Genomic DNA, 20,426 nt, shown 5'->3' with positions numbered 1-20,426 from the left:
CGAAGCCACCCCCGTGGCTTCGGCATCGCGACCGGCCAACTCATCGGCGGCAACAGCTTGGCGTCGTCTGAAAACAACTCGGAGAAAAAGTAATGAAAACTTGGCTCATCACAGGCTGCTCAAGCGGCTTTGGCCGGCGGCTCGCGCTCGCCGCAGCACAGCGCGGCGACCGGGTCATTGCGACGGCCCGCAATGTCAAGACGATCGAGGAAATGGCCGGGCCTTTCGGCGGCCGCATGATCACCTTTCCGCTCGATGTGACGGATGCGGCGGCAGCCAAGGCAGCGGTCGCAAAGGCGGTCGAGACCTTTGGCGGGTTTGACGTGCTCGTGAACAATGCCGGCTACGCGCTGTTCGGCGCGATCGAGGAAGGCACGCCCGAGGAATATCGGCCGATGTTCGAGGTAAACGTCTTCGGTCTGATCGAAACCACCAGAGCCGCTTTGCCTGTCCTACGACGTTCGGGCGGAACGATCGTCAACATGTCGTCCGGCGCGGGCATCGAGGGCCGTGGCGGCGGAGGCTATTACCATGCCGCCAAGTTCGCCCTGGAAGGGATATCCGAAGCGCTCGCCGGCGAGCTGAAGCCGTTCGGCATCCGCGTGCTGATCGTCGAGCCTGGGCCGTTTCGCACCGATTTCCTTGGCCGTTCGATCACGATGGCGGCCAACGAGATGCCGGAATACGCCGCGAGCTCGCGCAGGCATTATCGCGAAACCAACAACGGCAATCAGGCCGGCGATCCCGACAAGGCGATTGCGGTCATCCTGCAGGCAGTCGATGCCGATGATGCCCCGCTTCATCTGCCGCTCGGCCCGATCGCGCATTCGATCGCCGAGCGAAAGCTGGCTTCCTTTCGCAGCGATATCGACGCCTGGCGCGACATCACGATCGCCACCGATTTCGACCAGCCCTAAGCGCTGGCCGCGAGCTCTGTTTGAACGTCAACATCGATTGGAAAGCGATCATGATCGCAACTCTGAAAGGGTTTACCCAGCAGTTGGTGCCGGTGAATGGCATCAAGATCAACGCCGTCACGGGGGGCTCAGGCCCGCCGATCCTTCTGCTTCACGGTTGGCCGGAAACATGGTGGGAATGGCACCATGTGATGCCGCTGCTCGCCGAGCATTTCAGCGTGGTGGCCATTGATCTGCGCGGCGCGGGCTTTTCCGACTGCCCGCTTGACGGCTATGAAAAGGCCACGATGGCGCGCGACGCGCACGAGGTCATGGTTGCCCTTGGGCATGAACGTTACGCCGTGTGCGGCCATGACATTGGCGCGATGGTGGCGTTGCCGCAGGCCGCCGTCTATCGGGAGGCTGTTACCCGCCTGGCCGTCCTTGATGTTCCGCTTCCCGGCTGGACCGGATGGGAGGCGACAACCGCCAGGCTCTGGCACTTCAGCTTCCATATGAACCGGGATCTGCCCGAGCGCCTGATCCATGGCCGTGAATATGACTACGTTTCGACCTTCATGGCGGAGCGGTTCTATGATCACAGCACCTTCAACCCGGCTGACATCGAGATCTACGCCAAGGCGATGGCGCTTCCTGGCCGCACGCGCGGCGGCATGGAATGGTATCGTACCCTCGCCGCCGATCATGCGGCCGCGCTCGAGTACAAGAAGCAGCCGCTCGAGATACCGGTGCTTGGCCTGGGTGGGGACCAGCGCTTCGGTGCGCAGATGGTCCCCATGCTCAAGGAGTTCGCCACCAATGTGACGGGCGGCTCGATCGCCCGGTGCAGCCACTATGTCGCGGACGAGCGGCCGGATGAAGTCGCCGCCGCTCTGATCGATTTCCTCAAGACCAATTGAAACTCGGCGCCCGCGCCGTCGTGGGCCGGGCGGATCGACTAAACAAGAATGGAGACTGTCATGACCGCACCCGTCATCCGCGGCGTCAATCACATCGGCATCACGGTGCCCGACATCGAAGCAGCAAAATCGTTCCTGGTGGAAGCTTTCGGCGGCCAAGTGATCTACCAGTCCTTCGGACCGCAAGACCCGCCGCGGCAGGGACCCGATTTCGAGCGGGCCGTCGGCGCGTTCCCCGGAACAATCGTGCGTGCGCAGGCGATGGTCAAGATCGGAACCGGACCCGACATCGAGCTCTTCGAAATGCACGGTCCCGAACAAGCGCAGCCGATCCGGGCGAGCGACTTCGGCATTACGCACTTCGGTGTCTACACCGACGACATCGACGCATCGGTAGAGCGCTTCGAGAAGGCGGGAGGAACAGCCCTCACCGCGCCACGCGCTATTCCCTATGCAACCGAGAAAGGTCCTGGAAACAAGGTCTGCTACTGCCGCATGCCGTGGGGCACGACGATGGAGTTCATCACCACGCCGGATCGCATGGCCTACCATGACCAGACGGATCTGCGCAGGTGGCAGGACGAGGACTGAGCAGGATGGTTCTCCAGCGACGCGGCGCCGGCCGATATGCCGGGATAGGCAAAAATCATTCCCACTCGATGGTGCCTGGCGGCTTCGACGTCACGTCATAGACGACGCGGTTGATGCCCTTGACCTCGTTGATGATGCGAGTGGCGGCGGCGCCTAGGAAGTTCATGTCGTAGTGATAGAAGTCGGCCGTCATGCCGTCGACGGAGGTCACGGCGCGCAGCGCGCAGACGAATTCATAGGTGCGGCCGTCACCCATGACGCCGACCGTCTGGACCGGCAGAAGTACCGCGAAAGCCTGCCAGATGGCGTCGTAGAGGCCAGCCTTGCGGATCTCGTCGAGATAGATGGCGTCGGCCTCGCGCAGGATCTCCAGCTTCTCGCGCGTGATGCCGCCAGGGCAGCGGATGGCGAGGCCGGGACCGGGGAACGGATGGCGGCCGATGAAGCTTTCGGGCAGGCCGAGCTCCTTGCCCAGCGCCCTCACCTCGTCCTTGAACAGTTCGCGCAGCGGCTCGACCAGCTTCATGTTCATGCGCTCGGGCAGGCCGCCGACATTGTGGTGCGACTTGATCGTCACCGACGGGCCGCCTGAGAAGGAGACGCTTTCGATGACATCGGGATAGAGCGTGCCCTGTGCCAGGAAATCGGCGCCGCCGAGCTTCTTTGCCTCTTCCTCGAACACCTCGATGAACAGGCGGCCGATGGTCTTGCGCTTCTTCTCGGGATCGGCCTCGCCTTCCAGCGCCGAGATGAAGCGGTCGGAGGCGTCGACCAGGATCAGCGGCAGGTTGTAGTGCTGGCGGAACATCTCCACCACGCTTTGCGCCTCATCCTTGCGCATCAGGCCGTGGTCGACGAGGATGCAGGTCAGCTGGTCGCCGACCGCCTCGTGGATCAGAAGTGCGGCGACCGAGGAGTCTACGCCGCCCGAAAGCGCGCAGATCACCTTGCCCTTGCCGACCTGCTTGCGGATCGTTTCGACCGCGTGCTCGCGATAGGCGCGCATCGTCCAGTCGCCCTCGATGCCGGCGATATTGTGGACGAAATTTCTCAAGAGCCTGGCGCCGTCCGGCGTGTGCACCACTTCCGGATGGAACATGATGCCGTACATCTTGCGCTCGATATCGCCGAAGATGGCGAAGGGCGAGCTTTCCGACTTGCCGAGCACCTTGAAGCCCGGCGGCAGTTCGATGACGCGGTCGCCATGACTCATCCACACCTGGTGGCGCTGGCCGGGCGCCCAGAGGCCCTCGAACAGCGGGCTCTCCTTCTCGATCTCGACGAAGGCGCGGCCGAATTCGCGGTGGTTGGAGCTTTCGGCGACGCCGCCCATCTGCACGCAGAGCGCCATCTGGCCGTAGCAGATGCCGAGCACCGGCACGCCGGCGTCGAAGACGATTTGGGGCGCGCGCGGGCTGCCGATGTCGGTGGTCGAGGCTGGGCCGCCGGACAGGATCACCGCTTTCGGGTTGATGCGCTTGAAGGCCGCTTCGGCCGATTGGAACGGCACGATCTCGGAAAAGACGCCGGCCTCGCGGATGCGGCGTGCGATGAGCTGCGTGAACTGGCTGCCGAAATCGACAATCAGTACGGTGTCGGGATGATTGGCTGTCGTCGTCATGGCGAGCCTTTAGAGAAAGAAACGAGTCGGCGCAATGGGCTCAGCGCTGCGGCTTTCCGTCCTTTTGCGCCTATGCCAGCCGGATCGCGCCGGATTCGATCGCCTGTTCGAGCAAGCCGATGGCCGCAGCCAGCTTCTCGTCGATGACGTGCAGATACTCCGTCCAGTCATTGACGTGCCTGAGATCGGCCGCACCGTCGGAAATGCCGCGCAGCCCAATCAGCGGCACGCCGAACAGCTGGCAGGCGCGCAGGCAGGCGAAGGTCTCCATGTCGACCATGTCGGCATCGATGGCGTCATAAGCGGCCCCGGAGACGATCGCGCCGCCGGTAGAGAGCGAGGCGGTCTTGATGCCCGGGATGACGAAAGGCAGCGGCACCGTCACCGGCAGGTCGAGGAAAGGCGTCGCCCCCTTCTCGAAGCCGAGCGGCGAAGCGTCCATGTCGCGATAGCTCACCGACACGGCCTGGTAGATTTCGGTCTGCTCCAGCTTGCGGCTGCCGGCAGAGCCTAGCGAGACGATCAGGTCCGGGAGCGCTCCTTCGGCCTTCAACGCCGCGAGTTCGGCGCTCAGCCGCACAGCAGCCTCGACCGGACCGACACCAGTCATCAGCGGCGTGAACAGGTTTTTCAGGTGCGGGCCGTATTCGGCCTCGGCCGCCATGACGAAGACAACGGATTTTTCCGACAGGCGCGACATTTCGACGGTCATGGCGGCTCCACCCCTGTTTGTTACCACTACCAAAAGGAAAGCGGCAATGTGCCCTCGCCGTCTGCCGGCCCTTTGCTATGGCTCCGGGCGTTCGTCGCTCGAATGCCCATTTGGGGGCTTTTCGTCCGCTGCGCGGACCGCTCCTCACCCCTCGATCCCATCGCGGCCGACCACGGTCATCATCGTGCCGGTCATGGTGGCGATCAGCTTGGCCTCGCCGTCGGCGGCGAAAGCGTAGGCCTGGCCGTCGGCGACGATGATGGTGCGGCCGGGCTTCGTCACGGAGCCGCGGAACAGAAAGCGCTCGCCCCTGCCCGGCGCCAGCAGGTTCACCTTGAACTCGATGGTCAGCACGCCCGAATTTTCCGGCATCAACGAAAAGGCCGCGTAACCGCAGGCGGAGTCCAAGGCGGTGGAGATGACGCCGGCATGCAGGAAACCGTGCTGCTGGGTAAGCGAAGCCGAGTAAGGCATCTCGATCTCGATGATGCCGGGCGTCACCAGGGTCAATTCGGCGCCGATGGTGGCCATGGCTTTCTGCCGGGCAAAGGATGTCCTCACGCGTTCCTCGAAGTCGGGAGCGGGTACGATCTTGGCTGCCATGGTCTCCGCCTCACGTTTTGCTGGCGAAGCTTATTGCAGAGGCGGGGGCCCCGCGCAACGTCAATTGCTGCACTGCAGCAATGCGATCAGTTCAGCCAGAGGAGCGACGAATTGAGCAAGGTCGCGAATGCCACCCATGCCGCATAGGGTACGAACAGCCAGGCGGAAAGCCTATCTCGGCCCGAAACGCGGGCGATGAAGAGCAAAATGGTGGCGAGCAGCAACAGAATCACGATCAGCGCAAGCCCCATCATCCTGGCGCCGAAGAACGTCGGCGACCAAAGGAAATTAAGCACCAACTGAGCCGCCCAGGCCCTCATGGCGCCACTGCCTGGTTGCAGCCGCCAGGTCCGCCAGCCGGCAATCGCGATGAAGACGTAAAGCAGCGACCAGACAGGGCCGAAAATCCAGTTCGGCGGGTTAAATGCCGGCTTGACCAGCGAGGCATACCAAGCGCCGGGAAGCGTGGCATAGCCGATCAGTAGGCCGCCGCCGAGGACGAGCAGGAGGAAGACGACAAGCGACCGGTATTTCTGCAAGCACACCCCCGGGTTGGCTGGATAAAACTGGGGCGAGGCAAACTTGCGTCAAGATCAAGCCGCCCTGCGCAAGGCGTGGAAATAGAACCCGTCGGTGCCACTCAGCGCCGGCGATAGCGAGATACCACCGTTGCCGGCAATGCGCGCGGCGCCTTCATGGCCGGGGAAGCGGCTGTCCCAGAGCTGGCGATGATCGACCGGCGCAAAGCCTTCATGGCGTTCGCGGAACGCCGCGACCTGCTCGCCGTTCTCGGCGTCGAACACCGAGCAGGTGATGTAGACCAGCAGGCCGCCCGGCTTGACGAAGGCCTGGGCCGTATCGAGGATCGCCTGCTGCTCGGCCTTGCGGGCATCGAGCTGCCGCTCGGTCAATCGCCACTTGGCGTCCGGCCGCCGCCGCCAGGTGCCGCTGCCGGTGCAGGGCGCGTCGATGAGGACGAGGTCCATATGACCTGAAAGGGGCGCAAGCTCCGCCGGCTTGCTGACGACCTGGATGTTGCGGTTGTGCGAGCGGCGGATGCGCTCGAAGATCGGCGCCAGCCGCATCTTCTCCGCGTCATGGGCAAAGAGCTGGCCTTTGTTGTCCATCTCTGCCGACAGCGCCAGCGTCTTGCCGCCGGCGCCGGCGCAATAGTCGAGCACCTGCATGCCGGGCTCGGCGGCCGCGAGCGCGGCGGCAAGCTGCGAGCCTTCGTCCTGCACTTCGAACCAACCTTTCTGGAAAGCGGGCTCGGCCTGCACGTTCGGATGCCTGCCGTCGCCATCGATGGGCGGGATGCGGATGCCATGCGGCGCGATCGCCGCGGGTGCCGCGCCGGTGCCCTGCAGCTCGGCCAGCACCTTGGCGCGGTCGGCCTGGAGCGTGTTGACCCTGAGATCCAGCGGAGGGCGCTGCGCCAGGGCGGCGCCCTCCTCGACCCATGCGTCGCCATAGGCTTGCTCGAGCAGCGGTGCGCACCAGTCCGGGATATCGGCGCGCACGACATCGGGCGCATCGGCAAGCCTGCGCTCGGCGGCTGCCTTCAACTCGCCGGCGCTGAGCAGCGGCGGTGCGAACTTGTCGCCATCGAGCGCATCATTGAGCGACTGCGCCGTCTGCCCCCACTCCAAGAGAAGCGCGCCGAAGCCGATGGCGCGCGGCGTGTCCTCGTCGAACAGCCAGCCGGCCGAGCGTTTGCGGCGCAGTGCGTCATAGACGATGTTGCCGATCGCGGCGCGATCGCCGCCGCCGGCGAAGCGATGCGAGAGGCCCCAGTCGCGCAAAGCGTCGGCCACCGGCCGGTGGCGCCGGCCGATGTCTTCAAGAACCTCTATGGCCGCCGCCAGCCTTCCGCCCAATCGCATCCCGTTTTCCGTAGCTCCTGCAAATCGGTTCCAGCCGCTCTTAAAGCCTTTCAGGCCAGGATTGAAACAATTCTATTCGGCTTGCCGGTGAAACAGGGTTTCAGCGCGGCGCAATTTCCCCAAACGGTTTTTCCATCGCAAGCGGCACTACGGAAAAAACAAGAACAATCAACCAGAATATGAAAGATCTCTAATGTACTTACCTGACATACACAAGCAAGCCTACCGGCTTAATCTCTCAGCTTTCCAAGTGTTTCCGGCGGGAATACTCTTCTGGCGGTGATTCGCGACGCGGGAAACGTGATTTCGGCGGATCGTATGAGGAGAGGGCAATGAAGACTTATCTGGCAGAAGTTCTCGGCACGTTTTTGTTGGTGTTCATCGGCACGGCCTCCGTGGTCACCGGCGGGTTCGGCGGCGCGCTGCCGCTCGGACAGGAAGGCATCGGCCTGGCGTTCGGCATCGGCCTGATCGCCGCGGCCTATGCGATCGGCCCGATCTCGGGCGCGCATCTCAATCCGGCGGTGACGCTCGGCGTGTTCCTGGCGGGGCGGATGCCAGCCAAGGACGTCGTCCCCTACTGGATCGCGCAGATCATCGGCGCCATCATCGCGTCGCTCGCGCTGTGGATCATCGTTTCCGGCCAGGCCGGCGGCCACACCGGCGGCTTTGGCGCCAATGGCTGGGACGAGGCGAAATGGGGCATGAGCTCGGCCTTCCTGTGGGAGCTGATCGGCACCTTCACCTTCGTCACGGTGATTCTCGGCGTCACCAACGCCAAGCACACCACCGCCTTTGCCGGCCTGGTGATCGGCCTGACGCTGGCCGGCCTGCACTTCGCCATCATCCCGGTGACCGGCACCTCGGTCAATCCGGCGCGCTCGATCGGCCCGGCGCTGTTTTCAGGTGGCGCTGCGCTCAGCCAGCTCTGGCTGTTCATCGTCGCGCCGCTGATCGGCGGGGCGATTGCCGGCGTCGTCTCCAAGGCCGGCATCTTCGAAAAAGACTGACAGCTGCGGAGAAACGCAAAAAAAGGCGCGGGCATGACCCGCGCCTTTTCCTTGGAAGGTACGACCTTATTTCGCGATGTCGAAGCGGTCGGCGTTCATCACCTTGGTCCAGGCCTTGACGAAGTCCTTGACGAATTTCGCCTTGGCGTCGCTTGAACCATAGACCTCGGAGAGCGCGCGCAGCTGCGCGTGCGAGCCGAAGATCAGGTCGGCGCGGGTGCCGGTCCATTTCACTTCCCTGGTCTTGCGGTCACGCGCTTCGTAGACTTCATCGGAACCCGGCTCGGAGCCGGCCGCTGGATCCCAGACGGTCGCCATCGAGAGCAGGTTGACGAAGAAGTCGTTGGTGAGTTGGCCTGGCCTGTCGGTGAAGACGCCGTGCTTCGAGCCGCCGGCATTGGCGCCGAGCACGCGCAGGCCGCCGACCAGCACGGTCATTTCCGGCGCCGTCAGCGTCAGCAGCTGGGCGCGGTCGACCAGCATCGCCTCGACCGACATCGGCAGCCTGCCGCGGGCATAGTTGCGGAAGCCGTCGACCTTCGGCTCGAGCGGCGCGAAGGAGTGGATGTCTGTCTGCTCCTGAGAAGCGTCCATGCGGCCCGGCGTGAACGGCACCTTCACTTCGGTGCCGCCGTCCTTCGCCGCCTTTTCAACCGCGGCGGCGCCGCCAAGCACGATCAGGTCGGCGAGCGAGACCTTCTTATCGCCGGTCTGGGCCGCGTTGAACTCCTTCTGGATGGCTTCCAGTTTGCCGAGCACCTTGGCGAGCTGAGCCGGCTCGTTGACTTCCCAGTCCTTCTGCGGCGCTAGACGGATGCGGCCGCCATTGGCGCCGCCGCGCTTGTCCGAGCCGCGGAAGGTCGAGGCCGAGGCCCAGGCGGTCGAGACCAGTTCGGAGACCGACAGGCCGGACGCCAGGATCTTGGCCTTGAGCGAAGCGATGTCGGCCTCGCTCACTAGCTCGTGGTCGATGGCCGGGATCGGATCCTGCCAGATCAGCTCTTCCTTCGGCACGAGCGGGCCGAGATAACGCACGACCGGACCCATGTCGCGGTGGGTGAGCTTGAACCAGGCGCGGGCGAAGGCATCAGCGAACTCAGCCGGATGCTCATGGAAGCGACGCGAGATCTTCTCATAGGCCGGATCGAAGCGCAGCGCGAGGTCGGTGGTAAGCATCGCCGGCGCGTGGCGCTTGGAGGGATTGTGCGCGTCCGGAACCGTGCCCGCGCCGGCGCCGCCCTTCGGCGTCCACTGATGGGCGCCGGCCGGGCTCTTCGTCAGCTCCCATTCATAGTTGAAGAGGTTGTCGAAGAAGTTGTTGCTCCACTTGGTCGGCGTCGTCGTCCAGGTGACCTCGAGACCCGAGGTGATGGCGTCGCCGGCGATGCCGGAGGCATATTTGCTCGACCAGCCGAGGCCCTGCGCCTCGATGCCGGCGCCTTCCGGCTCGGCGCCCACCAACGAGGCGTCACCGGCGCCATGCGTCTTGCCGAAGGTGTGGCCGCCGGCGATCAGCGCCACGGTTTCCTCGTCGTTCATCGCCATGCGGCCGAAGGTCTCGCGGATGTCGCGCGCCGCGGCAACCGGATCCGGCTTTCCGTTGGGGCCTTCCGGGTTGACGTAGATCAGACCCATCTGCACGGCGCCGAGATGGCCGCGAAGCTCACGATCGCCCGAATAGCGCTCGTCGCCGAGCCACTTCGCTTCGGAGCCCCAGTCCACATCCTGCTCCGGCTCCCAGACATCGGCGCGGCCGCCGGCGAAGCCGAAGGTCTTGAAGCCCATCGATTCCAGCGCGACGTTGCCGGTGAGGATCAGAAGGTCGGCCCAGGAGATCTTGCGGCCGTATTTCTGCTTGACCGGCCACAGCAGCCGGCGGGCCTTGTCGAGGTTGGCGTTGTCCGGCCAGCTGTTCAGCGGCGCGAAACGCTGCTGACCGGCACCGGCGCCGCCGCGGCCGTCACCGATGCGATAGGTGCCGGCGCTGTGCCAGGCCATGCGGATGAAGAGGGGCCCGTAATGGCCGAAGTCGGCCGGCCACCAGTCCTGCGAATCCGTCATGACCTTGTGCAGGTCTGCGATCACCGCGTCGAGGTCGAGGGTCGCGAACTCCTTGGCGTAGTCGAAGTCTTCGTCCATCGGGTCGGACAGGTTCGACTGCTGGTGGAGAACGGAAAGGTCGAGCTGGTTCGGCCACCAGTCGCGGTTGGTCCGTGCGGATCCATGCGCCACCGGGCATTTGCCAGCGCTGTTGTCGTCGGTTTTCGCGTCCATCTTGGGTCTCCCGATTCTGCCGAGGTTTTGCCGTGGTTGAATTTTGCCGAGGTTGATTTTCCCGAAATTTCCGGGGGCAGCCGCTGGCCGCGCCAACCTGGAACGATTCCAGACTAGGCCGGCCTGCCGATAAAGACAAATTGCCTTTCCTGTTTCATTTGATAGGATTTTCTTATGATTGGCCTCACTGTCCGGCAGATGCAATATTTCGACGCGCTGGCGCAGACGCTGCATTTCGGCCGCGCCGCGAAGCTTGCCGGCGTCAGCCAGCCGGCCCTTTCGGCGCAGATCGCCGAGATGGAAGAGCGGCTGAACTGCCTGTTGTTCGAGCGCGGCGGCAAGACGGTGCGCATGACCGACCAGGCGCTTGCCCTGCAGCCGCGTATCGAACGCATTCTGGCCGACATACGTGACGTCGAGACGACTGCCCGGCGCGGGCGCCCGGCCATGGAGGGCCGCTTCCGGCTGGGCATCATCCCGACGGTCGCGCCCTACCTCCTGCCGCATGTGCTGCCGGAGTTGAAGAAGCACTACCCTTCTCTCCAGCTGGAATTGCGCGAGGCGGTGACCGCGTCGCTGGTCGAAGACGCGACCTCCGGCCGGCTCGACGCCTTCATCGCGGCCCTGCCGCTCGATCAGCCGGCGATCGTCACCGAAGGGCTTTTCCCCGACCGCTTCTTCCTCGCCGTGCCCGCCGGCGACCCGGCCTTCGCTTCGCCGCCGGTGCCGCCCGAGAGCCCGGCGCTGGAGCGGCTGATGCTCTTGGAGGAAGGCCACTGCCTGCGCGAGCAGGCCTTGGCCGTCTGCGGCAATGTGCGGCCGGTGGCGATGGCAAGCTATGGCGCGACCAGTCTCACCACGCTCCTGCAGATGGTGGCGCATGGGCTGGGCGTCACCTTGGTGCCGGAAATGGCGGCAAGTGCGGCCGGCGTCATGCCGGACCTGAGGATCGTGCCATTCCAGGAGCCGATGCCGCAGCGCATGATCTGCATGGCCTGGCGGAAGAACAAGGTGAGGCAGGACGAGTGCGTGGAACTGGCGCGCATCATACGCGGGCTGGACCGGGCGGTGCTGGCGGCGTGAGCGCCTTTCGAGGGCGGCGCTAACCCTGCGCCCGATGCTCGGCTCGCGACACCCTTCACGGCACGAAGATCAGAAACACATAGGTGAAAAACACCACGACATGGACCATGCCGGTCAGGAAGGTCGTTCTTTCGGTGCTGAAGCTTACGCTGCATATGAAAAGCGCCAGCACCAGAAGCACGGCGTCGGAGGCCGGAAGCCCCAGGGTCAGTCCCCTGCCCGTCAGCAGGCTGGCGGCGGCGACGGCCGGTATCGTCAGACCGATCGTGGCGCAGGCCGAGCCCATCGCGACGTTCAGGCTGCGCTGCAGCTCGTTCTTGAACGAGGCGCGGATCGCCGAGATGGCCTCCGGCATCAAAACCAGCGCCGCGATCAACGCGCCCACGATGCTGTCGGCCTGGGTCACCTGGTAGGCGGCGAGCGCGTCCTCCACGCTTGCGGCAACCTGCTCGGCGAGCAGGACAATGCCGATGAGCCCGCTCGCCAGCAGCAGGGCGCTGACGGAAATGCTGTCGTGGGAGGCGGTTCGCATCGGTGGGTCGTGTGCCTGTCCCTGGACGAAGTCCTCCCGGTGACGGACGGTCTGGGCGAACACAAAGCTCGCATAGAGCAGCACCGAAAGGACGCTCACGAAACCAAGCTGAGCCGCCGAAAATGTGCCGGGATCCGTGGTTCGGGTGTAGGTCGGAAGAATAAGCGTCATCACGGTCAACGCAATCAGAACCGACAGGTAGGCGCTGGTCCCTTGCCTGACGATCGCCTGCTTGCGATAGCGCCAGCCGCCAAGCGTGAGGCAGATGCCGACAACGCCGGTGGAGGTGATCATTACCGTCGAAAAAACGGACTCGCGCGCCAGCGTCGGGTTGTTTTCTCCATGCAGCATCATGGAGACGATGATCGACACTTCGATCGCCGTCACCGCAAAAGTCAGCACCAGTGTTCCGTAAGGTTCGCCCACGCGCAGGGCGAGCGCCTCGGCATGGTCGAGCACGACGAAGATGGTGACGAACATGATGGCGCTCGACAGCGCTCCAACGAGGATCCTGACGTTCAGCGACCCTTCGTCAACCGAAAGGCCGCTGGCCCTGACCGCGAGAGCCATCGCCAGCGCGGCCAGCGGCATCGTGTAGGACGTTACCGACCGGGCGTAACTCGTCATCCACCCCCCTTGGTCTACGCCATGCGTTTTTGCGACCTTAGCGGAAAAGCGCGTGGGGAGCACGTCCCGGGCACTTTGCAGCATTCAAAATAGGATTGGGGACCAGGCACCATTTTGGGCGTCGCGTGTCTCGATGGCCCTGCGAACCGCCGCACAGAATTTTTCCAGAAGGTCCGGCTCGTTGCCCAGCCGGCGGCGCAGCGAGAAGGGGACTTCCAGCTGTGCGCCTTTTCCCGTCAATCCGCGATTGACGATGTTCGAATCCTGGATGCCCGGAAACGGATGGTTGTCCTTTTGCGTCCGGAAGCCGGCCTCCTGTAGGCGCCAGGCTATCTCTGAGACCAACGCGGCGTCCTTGCCGCCCAGGTAAACCGTCGCGAGATCGTCGCGATCCTGGCGGCCGTGGATGGCGACGACGGTGGACTTGGTCCGCAACAGGTCCAGCGCGGTTGCCTCGTCGAAGTTCCTGGACGTTATGTGCAGTTCCCGGTTGCTTTCCGGCATCAGCCCTTCAAAGCAATACATGTCGAGATCGCCGCCAGCTATCGTATCGGTGATCAGGGAGGTGCGGGGCTCGATCTTGCCGCCATGCGGGGCCATGACAATCGCACCGCCGGTCCGCGCGCCACGCCGGACGACGATGCGATAATCCACGTTTTCGATTTTGGCGGCCCTCAGCGCCGCGAAATTGGGAAACTCGTTGTCCATAGATGCCGTTTCAAGCCGTCTTCTGCGCCACCAGTCCCAGTTCTTCCACCATCGCCTCGCGCATCAGGAATTTCTGCGGCTTGCCGGTCACCGTCATTGGCAGTTCGGTGCGGAAACGGATATGGCGCGGCACCTTGTAATGCGCGATCTGACCGGCGCAGAAGGCCTTGATTTCCTCGGCGGTCGCGATCTGGCCGGGCTTCAGCACGATCCAGGCGCAGAGTTCCTCGCCATATTTGTCGTCCGGAATGCCGAAGACCTGCACTTCCTTCACCTTGGGATGGCGGTAGAGGAACTCCTCGACCTCGCGCGGATAGACATTCTCGCCGCCGCGGATGACCATGTCCTTCACGCGGCCGACGATGTTGCAATAGCCCTCGGCATCTATCGTTGCGAGGTCGCCGGTGTGCATCCAACCCTCGGCGTCGATCGCCTCGCGGGTCTTCTCAGCGTCGTCCCAATAGCCCTTCATCACCGAATAGCCGCGCGTGCAAAGCTCGCCGGGCTCCCCGACCGCCACGGTCGCGCCATCCGCGCCGATCGCCTTCACCTCGACATGCGGGTGGACGCGGCCGACCGTGGAGACGCGCTTTTCAAGCGGGTCGTCGACGCTGCTCTGGAAAGAGACCGGGCTGGTCTCCGTCATGCCATAGGCGATGGTCACCTGGTTCATATGCATGAGCGACACCACCTTCTTCATCACTTCGATCGGGCATGGCGAGCCGGCCATGATGCCGGTGCGCAGGCTGGAGAGATCGAAGCCGGCGAAATCCGTGTGGTCGAGCATGGCGACGAACATGGTCGGCACGCCATAGAGCCCGGTGCAGCGCTCCTGCGCGACCGCTTTCAGCGTCGCACCGGCGTCAAACCCTTCGCCCGGGAAAACCATGGTCGCGCCCTTCGACACGCAGCCCATCGTGCCCATCGACATGCCGAAGCAATGGTAGAGCGGCACCGGGATGCAGAGCCGGTCGTCAACGGTGAGTTTTATGGCCGCGGTGACGAAATTGCCGTTGTTGACGATGTTCGCGTGAGTGAGCGTCGCGCCCTTGGGCGCGCCGGTCGTGCCGGAGGTGAACTGGATGTTGATGGCATCACCGGGCCTCAGGCTCTCCGAGATGCGGTCGAGACTGTCGTGCTCGTCGCGGCCGGCCATGGCCAGCACATCGCCGAAATTGAACATGCCTGGCGAGTTGTCGTCGCCCATGCGGATGACGGTCTTCAGCGCCGGCAGCTTTTTCGCCTTGAGCTTGCCGGGCTCCGCCTTGGCGATCTCCGGCGCGAGCGTCTCGATCATGCCGAGGTAATCGGATGTCTTGAACTGGGCCGCCGTGACCAGCGCCTTGCAGCCGACCTTGTTGAGCGCATATTCCAGCTCGGTCAGCCGGTAGGCCGGGTTGATGTTGACCAGGATCAGGCCGATGCGGGCGGTGGCGAACTGCGTCACCAGCCATTCCCAGCGGTTCGGCGACCAGATGCCGACGCGGTCGCCCTTTTCCAGGCCGAGCGCCAGGAAACCGGCGGCCAGGGCGTCGACCGCATCCGAGAGCTCGCTCCAGGTGAAGCGCTTGTCCTGACCGACGAATACAGCGGCGTCGAGCGTGGCGTATTTGCTCACCGTGTCGGAGAACAATTCCGGGATGGTCTTGTCGAGCAAAGGCACTGACCGGTCGCCCGAGACATGCGCCTTGCCGCCCGCCGGGGCAATGAAAGTGCCGCTCGCGCGGTGCCCGCGCAGATTGGTGGCGTTCATAAGCTCGTCGAGTTTGATCGCCATCGCCGTTTCCTCCCGGAATGATCGAGCCTATCAGCCTGTCGGGATGGTGAAAACCCGCCGAAGGTATGGGTTCAGGCGACCAGTGCAGACATTTTGGCGGCAATGTCGCGCATCTGCGCCTCGTCCACCGCATCACGCTGCTTCCTTGAAGCGACCAGACAGGCCTGCGACTTGAGGATAACTCCGTCGCCCAGCACCTTGAGGTGGTTGGCGCGCAGTGTCGAGCCGGTGGTGGTGATGTCGACGATGACGTCGGCCAGGCCGGCGGCCGGCGCGCCTTCGGTGGCGCCGAGGCTTTCGACGATGCGGTAGACCTGGATGCCGTGCTTGAGCGAAAAGAACTGCTGCGTCAGCCGCCAGTATTTGGTGGCGATCCTGAGCCGCCTGCCGTGGCGCTGGCGGAAATCGGCGGCGACATCGTCGAGATCGGCCATAGTGTCGACATCGAGCCAGATGTCGGGCACCGCCACCACGACATCGGCATGGCCGAAGCCGAGGCGGGCGACGATCTCGGCGCGCGCTTCCCATTCCGCGAGGTTCTCGCGCAAAAGGTCCTCGCCGGTGATGCCGAGATCGACCGACCCTTGCCCGATTTCGCCGGCGATCTCAGACGCGGACAGGAAGGCCACCTCGATATTGTCGAGCCCGTCGATGCGGGCGCGGTATTTGCGGTCGTCCTCAGGCAAGGTGACCGCCAGGCCAGCCTTGGCCAGAACTTCGAGGGACTGCTCCTTGAGACGGCCTTTCGACGGGATCGCCAACGTGATCATTCGGCGTTCTCCCGCAAAGCTTCGATCCGGTCGAGCCAGACCGAGAAGCCAACGCCAGGGATCGGCTTTTTTGCTCCGAGCAGCGTCAGCAGCCGGTCGTAGCGGCCGCCGCCGACCAGCGGGCGATCGCCTCCCTGGACCGCGATCTCGAAGACGAGGCCGGTGTAATAGTCGAGCGGACGACCGAAGGCGGCATCGTAGCGGATCTGCGCCATCGGCAGGCCATGCGCCTCGATCGCCTCGGCGCGGGCGGCGAAATTCTCCAGCGCCGGCCCCAGCGACAGGCCGGCATCGGCGGCGAATTTCTCCAGCGCCGCGGTCGCGTCGCTGAGCGCGACATCGATCACGAGAAACCCTTTGAGCGCCGAGAAGGCGTCATCGGACAGGCGCACGCTGCGCAATTGCGCCTTCTCGATCAGCCGGCGCGCAATATCGGCCGGCGAGCGGCCGCCGGAAGCCGACAGCCCGGCCTGCTCCATGCCTTCGGCAATGTGCGCGGCGAGGCCTTCCGCATCACCGTCGAGCACCAGCAAGGCGACGGGCCCGGAGAGCTGGCTGTTGCGCGGCGGGTTGGCGAGATCGGCAAGCGCCGCTTCCAGCATCGGCGCCGAACCGAAGGCGCGGGCCAGCCGCATGCGCCAGCCGCGTGGCAGGCCGAGCGCGGCCAGCACCGCTTCGAACAATGTCTGGTCGCCGAGCGTGATGGCGAGGGGTCGGCCGGGCAGCACCAGCGACAGCAGCGCATGCGCGTCGGCCAGCGAACGGGCGTCGGCGGCGGCGATGTCATTGTCGCCGAGATCCTCGATGCCGGCCTGGAAGAACTCGTTGCCGCCCTCGCGACGCTGGCGGAACACTTCGCCCAGGTAAGAATAGCGGCGCGGCGTACCGGCCTGGCTGGCGATGTGGTCGAGGCAGACCGGAATGGTGAATTCGGGCCGCAGGCACAAAGTCTTGCCGGTCTCGCTCTCGGTCAGGAAGATGCGGCGGCGCAGGTCTTCGCCCGCCATGTCGAGGAACGGGTCGGCCGGCTGCAGCACGGCGACCTCGACGGGATGCGTGTCGCGGGCGGCGAAGAGTTTTGCGATGTCGGCGGCGATGGCGGGGCGGGAGGTCATGCGGCACGCCCTCCCCTTCTCCCCTTGTGGGAGAAGGTGTCGCCGAAGGCTACGGATGAGGGGTGTTCCAGCGAAGTGAGACGTGGGCGTTCCCTGGAACACCCCTCTTCCGTCTCGGCGCTACGCGCCGATCCACCTTCTCCCACAAGGGGAGAAGGGAAGGTCGGCGTTCTACTTCCCACGTGCCCGCTCCTCGGCCTGCGCCGCGAGTATCTTCTTCACCTCAGCCACCAGCTCGCTCTCCGCCACCGTCACCTGCGCCGGGCGCGCGGCGCGCCATTCGGCATTGTCGGTGATCTCGGCCGACAGGCGCGCGCCTTCGATGAGGTCCTTGATCTGCACCTCGCCCTTGGCGCGCTCGTCGCCGCCCTGGATGATGGCGACGGGGCTGCCGCGGCGGTCGGCATATTTCAGCTGCGCCTTCATGCCGGCGCCGCCGAGATACATTTCGGAGCGGATGCCGGCGGCGCGCAGGTCGGCGACCATCTTCTGGTAGCGGCCGAGGCTTGTCGTGTCCTTGTCCATGACCAGCACGACGACCGGGGCGATGACGTCGGAGGTGTCCAGCTTGCCGAGGTTCTTCAGCGCCGTCATCAGGCGCGAGACGCCGATAGAGAAGCCGGTCGCCGGCACCGGCTCGCCACGGAAGCGCGAAACCAGACCGTCATAGCGCCCGCCGCCGCCAACCGAACCGAAACGCACGATCTGGCCTTCGTCATTGGGGATCTCGGCCAGGAGCTCGGCCTCGAAAACGGGACCGGTGTAGTATTCGAGGCCGCGGACGACGGAGGGGTCGATCAATATCTTAGTTTCGTCGTAGCCAGCGGCTGCACAGAGCATTTGTATCTGATCAAGCTCGTCACAACCTTGCATCACCAGAGGGGTCTGCTCGAAGCCGCGACGCAAATTGTCGACAGTAAGGCCGTTAGCCACCCCGCTGCTGCCCGATCCCTGGGCCTTCCAACCAGTTATGTTTAACAACTGCGATATCTGACTGTCGGAAAGACCTGCGCCTTTGGTGAAATCTCCCTCGCCTTCCTTGCCGCCGTCCCAGCGGCCCTTTCCAAGCAAAAGTTGAATGTCTTCGAGTGCGAACTTGTCTAGCTTGTCGATAGCGCGCAGCACCGTCAGCCGGCGCCCCGCGTTCTCCTCGCCGCCAAGCCCGATCGCCTCCAGCACGCCGTCCAGAACCTTGCGGTTGTTGACGCGGATGACATAGTCGCCGCGCTTGACGCCGAGCGCTTCAATGACATCGGCCATCATCATCGCCATCTCGGCGTCGGCGGCGACGCCCGGCGTGCCGATCGTGTCGGCGTCGAATTGCATGAACTGGCGGAAGCGGCCGGGGCCGGGCTTTTCGTTGCGGAACACCCAGCCGGAGCGGTAGCTGCGATAAGGCTTTGGCAGCTTGTCGAAGTTTTCCGCGACAAAGCGCGCCGTCGGTGCGGTCAGGTCGTAGCGCAGCGACAGCCACTGCTCGTCGTCGTCCTGGAAGGAGAACACGCCTTCGTTCGGCCGGTCCTGGTCGGGCAGGAATTTGCCCAAAGCATCGGTGTATTCGATCATCGGCTGGTCGATCGGCTCAAAGCCGTAAAGCTCATAGACCGAGCGGATGGTCGCCATCATCTTTTCGACGGCGCGGATGTCTTCGGCACTGCGGTCGGCAAAACCGCGCGGCAAACGCGCTTTCGTCTTTTCGGATTTGTCGGCCATGGGATCGGTCTTTTCGTTAAGTAAACACTGGCTTATCGGGAGCGGGCGTGTCCTAACCCATGCCAAGTGGTGCGGCAAGCGTTTGCAAACCTGCAGGAAACAGTTCGATGGTTTGCAATCGCCGCGCCGCCCCTCATCCGCCTGCCGGCACCTTCTCCCCGTATAGTGACGGGGAGAAGGTGGAAGCTTCAGCGCCGGCGCGACAGCTCCAGCGTTGACGACTGGCGAAACCCGCGGCGGCAGCGCCCTTCTCCCCGTCACTATACGGGGAGAAGTGCCCGGCAGGGCGATGAGGGGCGGCGCGGAGCGAGCGAACATTAGCGTCGGTCTTGGCTTCGGATGTTTTGCGGTTCCAGCCCATATCTCGAAACAAACCACACCAAAACGAAACAATTCCGCCACCAGCGCGGCATGCTGCCGACACAATCGACGACGATAAAGTGCGTCGAAACAAGGGGTTCGGGGCCATGACGACGGCTGAAGATATCATCGAGGGCGAGACTGCAAGGCTGAGGCCTGCCGGGGTTCCGACACTGAAGCCGGCGCAGCATCCGGCAGGGCCTTTCGAGGCTGCGGCGGCCAAGCCGAGCGCTCGCGACGCGCTGGTGACCGGGCTTTTGGTGATATACCCGGCTTTCGCGGCGGTCGCGGCAATCCTGGCCGGGCTGTTTTTGGCGGGCGCCGGCAGCGTTTGAATTAGAGTCTTTCCGCGAAATCTCGAAGGCCGGCGCTGCCCCTCATCCGCCCTTCGGGCACCTTCTCCCCGTGAACGAGGAGAAGGGAAAACCCTTCATCTCGGCCGCTTAAGTTTCTTGCGCTCTTGCTCCACCTCCGCCCTGCAGTAGCAGCCCTCGAGATGGTCGTTGACGAGGCCCATAGCCTGCATGAAGGCGTAGACCGTGGTAGGGCCGACGAAGCTCCAGCCTCGCTTCTTCAACTCTTTCGAGATCCTGACCGACACGGCCGTCGTCGGATTGGCGCGCAGATGCGCCAGGTCGACGATTTCCGGACGCTCGTCCGGGCCCGGTTCGAACTTCCAAAACCAGGCGGCTAAAGAGCCGAACTCGTCGACCATCTCGCGGGCGCGTTTGGCGTTGTTGATGGTCGAGACGATCTTGCCGCGATGGCGGATGATGCCGGCATTGCCGAGCAGGCGCTCAACATCCTTGTCAGTGAAACCCGCCACCTTGTCGAAGTCGAAGCCGGCGAAGGCCTCACGGAAATTCTCGCGCTTGCGCAGGATGGTGAGCCACGACAGGCCCGACTGGAAGCCTTCGAGGCAGATCTTTTCGAACAGCCGGCGATCGTCCGTTACCGGGCGGCCCCATTCATGGTCGTGATAGTGGACATAGTCCGGCAAATTGCCGTGCCAGAAGCAGCGCGCCTTGCCGTCGGGACCGTCGAGAATGCCGGTATTTTCCGTAGCCATCGTCAGCAGATCCATTCGTTAATGCGCCTCGGCGCTGCTTTTACCGTGGCTTTACCAGATTCCTGAACCGGCCGGTAACCACACCAAAAGGTTTACTGACAGTTCCGCATTTTACGCATTCCGATTCATGTTTTGCTTGCCGCTTAGCGCCAAGGATCGCGC

The 20,426-nt window shown here is 64.1% G+C and carries 19 protein-coding genes; 6 read left to right on the top strand and 13 right to left on the bottom strand.

What is annotated here, in order from left to right:
- The first annotated feature begins 92 nt into the window (after positions 1–92).
- The 3 genes from E5X34_RS21710 to E5X34_RS21700 are packed head-to-tail and all read left to right on the top strand — an operon-like array spanning position 93 to position 2,407.
- On the top strand, positions 93–917 hold the full coding sequence (locus E5X34_RS21710) for an oxidoreductase (protein WP_292568749.1): 825 nt from the start codon (positions 93–95) through the stop codon (positions 915–917).
- A 50-nt stretch (positions 918–967) separates the two neighbouring features.
- A complete protein-coding gene (locus E5X34_RS21705) occupies positions 968–1,816 on the top strand; it encodes an alpha/beta hydrolase (RefSeq protein ID WP_292568796.1) in 849 nt (282 codons plus the stop codon).
- A 60-nt stretch (positions 1,817–1,876) separates the two neighbouring features.
- Positions 1,877–2,407 carry a VOC family protein gene (locus tag E5X34_RS21700; protein ID WP_292568747.1) on the top strand — a complete coding sequence of 177 codons (531 nt, stop codon included), beginning with the start codon at positions 1,877–1,879 and terminating at the stop codon, positions 2,405–2,407.
- 55 nt (positions 2,408–2,462) lie between these two features.
- On the opposite strand, the gene guaA is transcribed toward E5X34_RS21700, so the two are convergent.
- The 5 genes from guaA to E5X34_RS21675 all read right to left on the bottom strand — a co-directional run bounded on the left by guaA (position 2,463) and on the right by E5X34_RS21675 (position 7,226).
- Positions 2,463–4,028 (bottom strand): glutamine-hydrolyzing GMP synthase, encoded by a 1,566-nt coding sequence (gene guaA / locus E5X34_RS21695; protein ID WP_292568745.1) that lies wholly within the window; start codon positions 4,026–4,028, stop codon positions 2,463–2,465.
- 70 nt (positions 4,029–4,098) lie between these two features.
- Complete coding sequence (locus E5X34_RS21690) at positions 4,099–4,740, bottom strand: 5'-methylthioadenosine/S-adenosylhomocysteine nucleosidase (protein ID WP_292568743.1); 642 nt, start codon at positions 4,738–4,740, stop codon at positions 4,099–4,101.
- 144 nt (positions 4,741–4,884) lie between these two features.
- The gene (locus E5X34_RS21685) at positions 4,885–5,343 is read right to left on the bottom strand and encodes a PaaI family thioesterase (RefSeq protein ID WP_040997552.1); all 459 of its coding nucleotides are present in this window, start codon (positions 5,341–5,343) and stop codon (positions 4,885–4,887) included.
- A gap of 86 nt (positions 5,344–5,429) precedes the next feature.
- On the bottom strand, positions 5,430–5,882 hold the full coding sequence (locus E5X34_RS21680; RefSeq protein ID WP_292568741.1) for a TspO/MBR family protein: 453 nt from the start codon (positions 5,880–5,882) through the stop codon (positions 5,430–5,432).
- Positions 5,883–5,936: 54 nt separating this feature from the next.
- A complete protein-coding gene (locus tag E5X34_RS21675) occupies positions 5,937–7,226 on the bottom strand; it encodes an RsmB/NOP family class I SAM-dependent RNA methyltransferase (protein ID WP_292568739.1) in 1,290 nt (429 codons plus the stop codon).
- Positions 7,227–7,558: 332 nt separating this feature from the next.
- Between E5X34_RS21675 and E5X34_RS21670 the strand changes: the two genes are divergently transcribed.
- A complete protein-coding gene (locus E5X34_RS21670) occupies positions 7,559–8,236 on the top strand; it encodes an MIP family channel protein (RefSeq protein WP_292568737.1) in 678 nt (225 codons plus the stop codon).
- Between the two features lie 66 nt (positions 8,237–8,302).
- Here E5X34_RS21670 and katG read toward each other — a convergent pair whose 3' ends face one another.
- A complete protein-coding gene (gene katG / locus E5X34_RS21665) occupies positions 8,303–10,510 on the bottom strand; it encodes a catalase/peroxidase HPI (protein ID WP_292568735.1) in 2,208 nt (735 codons plus the stop codon).
- A 174-nt stretch (positions 10,511–10,684) separates the two neighbouring features.
- Between katG and E5X34_RS21660 the strand changes: the two genes are divergently transcribed.
- Positions 10,685–11,593 carry a hydrogen peroxide-inducible genes activator gene (locus E5X34_RS21660; RefSeq protein ID WP_292568733.1) on the top strand — a complete coding sequence of 303 codons (909 nt, stop codon included), beginning with the start codon at positions 10,685–10,687 and terminating at the stop codon, positions 11,591–11,593.
- 55 nt (positions 11,594–11,648) lie between these two features.
- Here E5X34_RS21660 and E5X34_RS21655 read toward each other — a convergent pair whose 3' ends face one another.
- The 6 genes from E5X34_RS21655 to hisS all read right to left on the bottom strand — a co-directional run bounded on the left by E5X34_RS21655 (position 11,649) and on the right by hisS (position 18,835).
- On the bottom strand, positions 11,649–12,836 hold the full coding sequence (locus E5X34_RS21655) for a calcium:proton antiporter (protein WP_292568731.1): 1,188 nt from the start codon (positions 12,834–12,836) through the stop codon (positions 11,649–11,651).
- A complete protein-coding gene (locus tag E5X34_RS21650) occupies positions 12,837–13,460 on the bottom strand; it encodes a poly-gamma-glutamate hydrolase family protein (RefSeq protein WP_292568729.1) in 624 nt (207 codons plus the stop codon).
- A gap of 10 nt (positions 13,461–13,470) precedes the next feature.
- Positions 13,471–15,237, bottom strand: a complete 1,767-nt coding sequence (locus E5X34_RS21645) for an AMP-binding protein (protein ID WP_292568727.1) — start codon at positions 15,235–15,237, stop codon at positions 13,471–13,473.
- Between the two features lie 71 nt (positions 15,238–15,308).
- Positions 15,309–16,007, bottom strand: coding sequence for an ATP phosphoribosyltransferase (hisG, locus tag E5X34_RS21640; protein ID WP_292568725.1), 699 nt, complete (start codon positions 16,005–16,007; stop codon positions 15,309–15,311).
- A complete protein-coding gene (locus tag E5X34_RS21635) occupies positions 16,004–17,122 on the bottom strand; it encodes an ATP phosphoribosyltransferase regulatory subunit (RefSeq protein WP_292568723.1) in 1,119 nt (372 codons plus the stop codon). The genes hisG and E5X34_RS21635 overlap by 4 nt, the downstream gene beginning before the upstream one ends.
- 171 nt (positions 17,123–17,293) lie before the next feature.
- Positions 17,294–18,835, bottom strand: a complete 1,542-nt coding sequence (gene hisS / locus E5X34_RS21630; RefSeq protein WP_292568721.1) for a histidine--tRNA ligase — start codon at positions 18,833–18,835, stop codon at positions 17,294–17,296.
- A 467-nt stretch (positions 18,836–19,302) separates the two neighbouring features.
- On the opposite strand from hisS, the gene E5X34_RS21625 reads away from it, so the two are divergent.
- The gene (locus tag E5X34_RS21625; RefSeq protein ID WP_292317354.1) at positions 19,303–19,530 is read left to right on the top strand and encodes a hypothetical protein; all 228 of its coding nucleotides are present in this window, start codon (positions 19,303–19,305) and stop codon (positions 19,528–19,530) included.
- Positions 19,531–19,625: 95 nt separating this feature from the next.
- Here E5X34_RS21625 and E5X34_RS21620 read toward each other — a convergent pair whose 3' ends face one another.
- Complete coding sequence (locus E5X34_RS21620) at positions 19,626–20,264, bottom strand: DNA-3-methyladenine glycosylase I (RefSeq protein ID WP_292568794.1); 639 nt, start codon at positions 20,262–20,264, stop codon at positions 19,626–19,628.
- Positions 20,265–20,426: the final 162 nt, after the last annotated feature.

Origin of the sequence: Mesorhizobium sp., from assembly GCF_004963255.1 — a bacterium.
Taxonomy (GTDB): domain Bacteria; phylum Pseudomonadota; class Alphaproteobacteria; order Rhizobiales; family Rhizobiaceae; genus Mesorhizobium.
The sequence above is the reverse complement of the archived record's forward strand: the minus strand, read 5'-3'. Positions and strand labels throughout refer to the sequence as shown.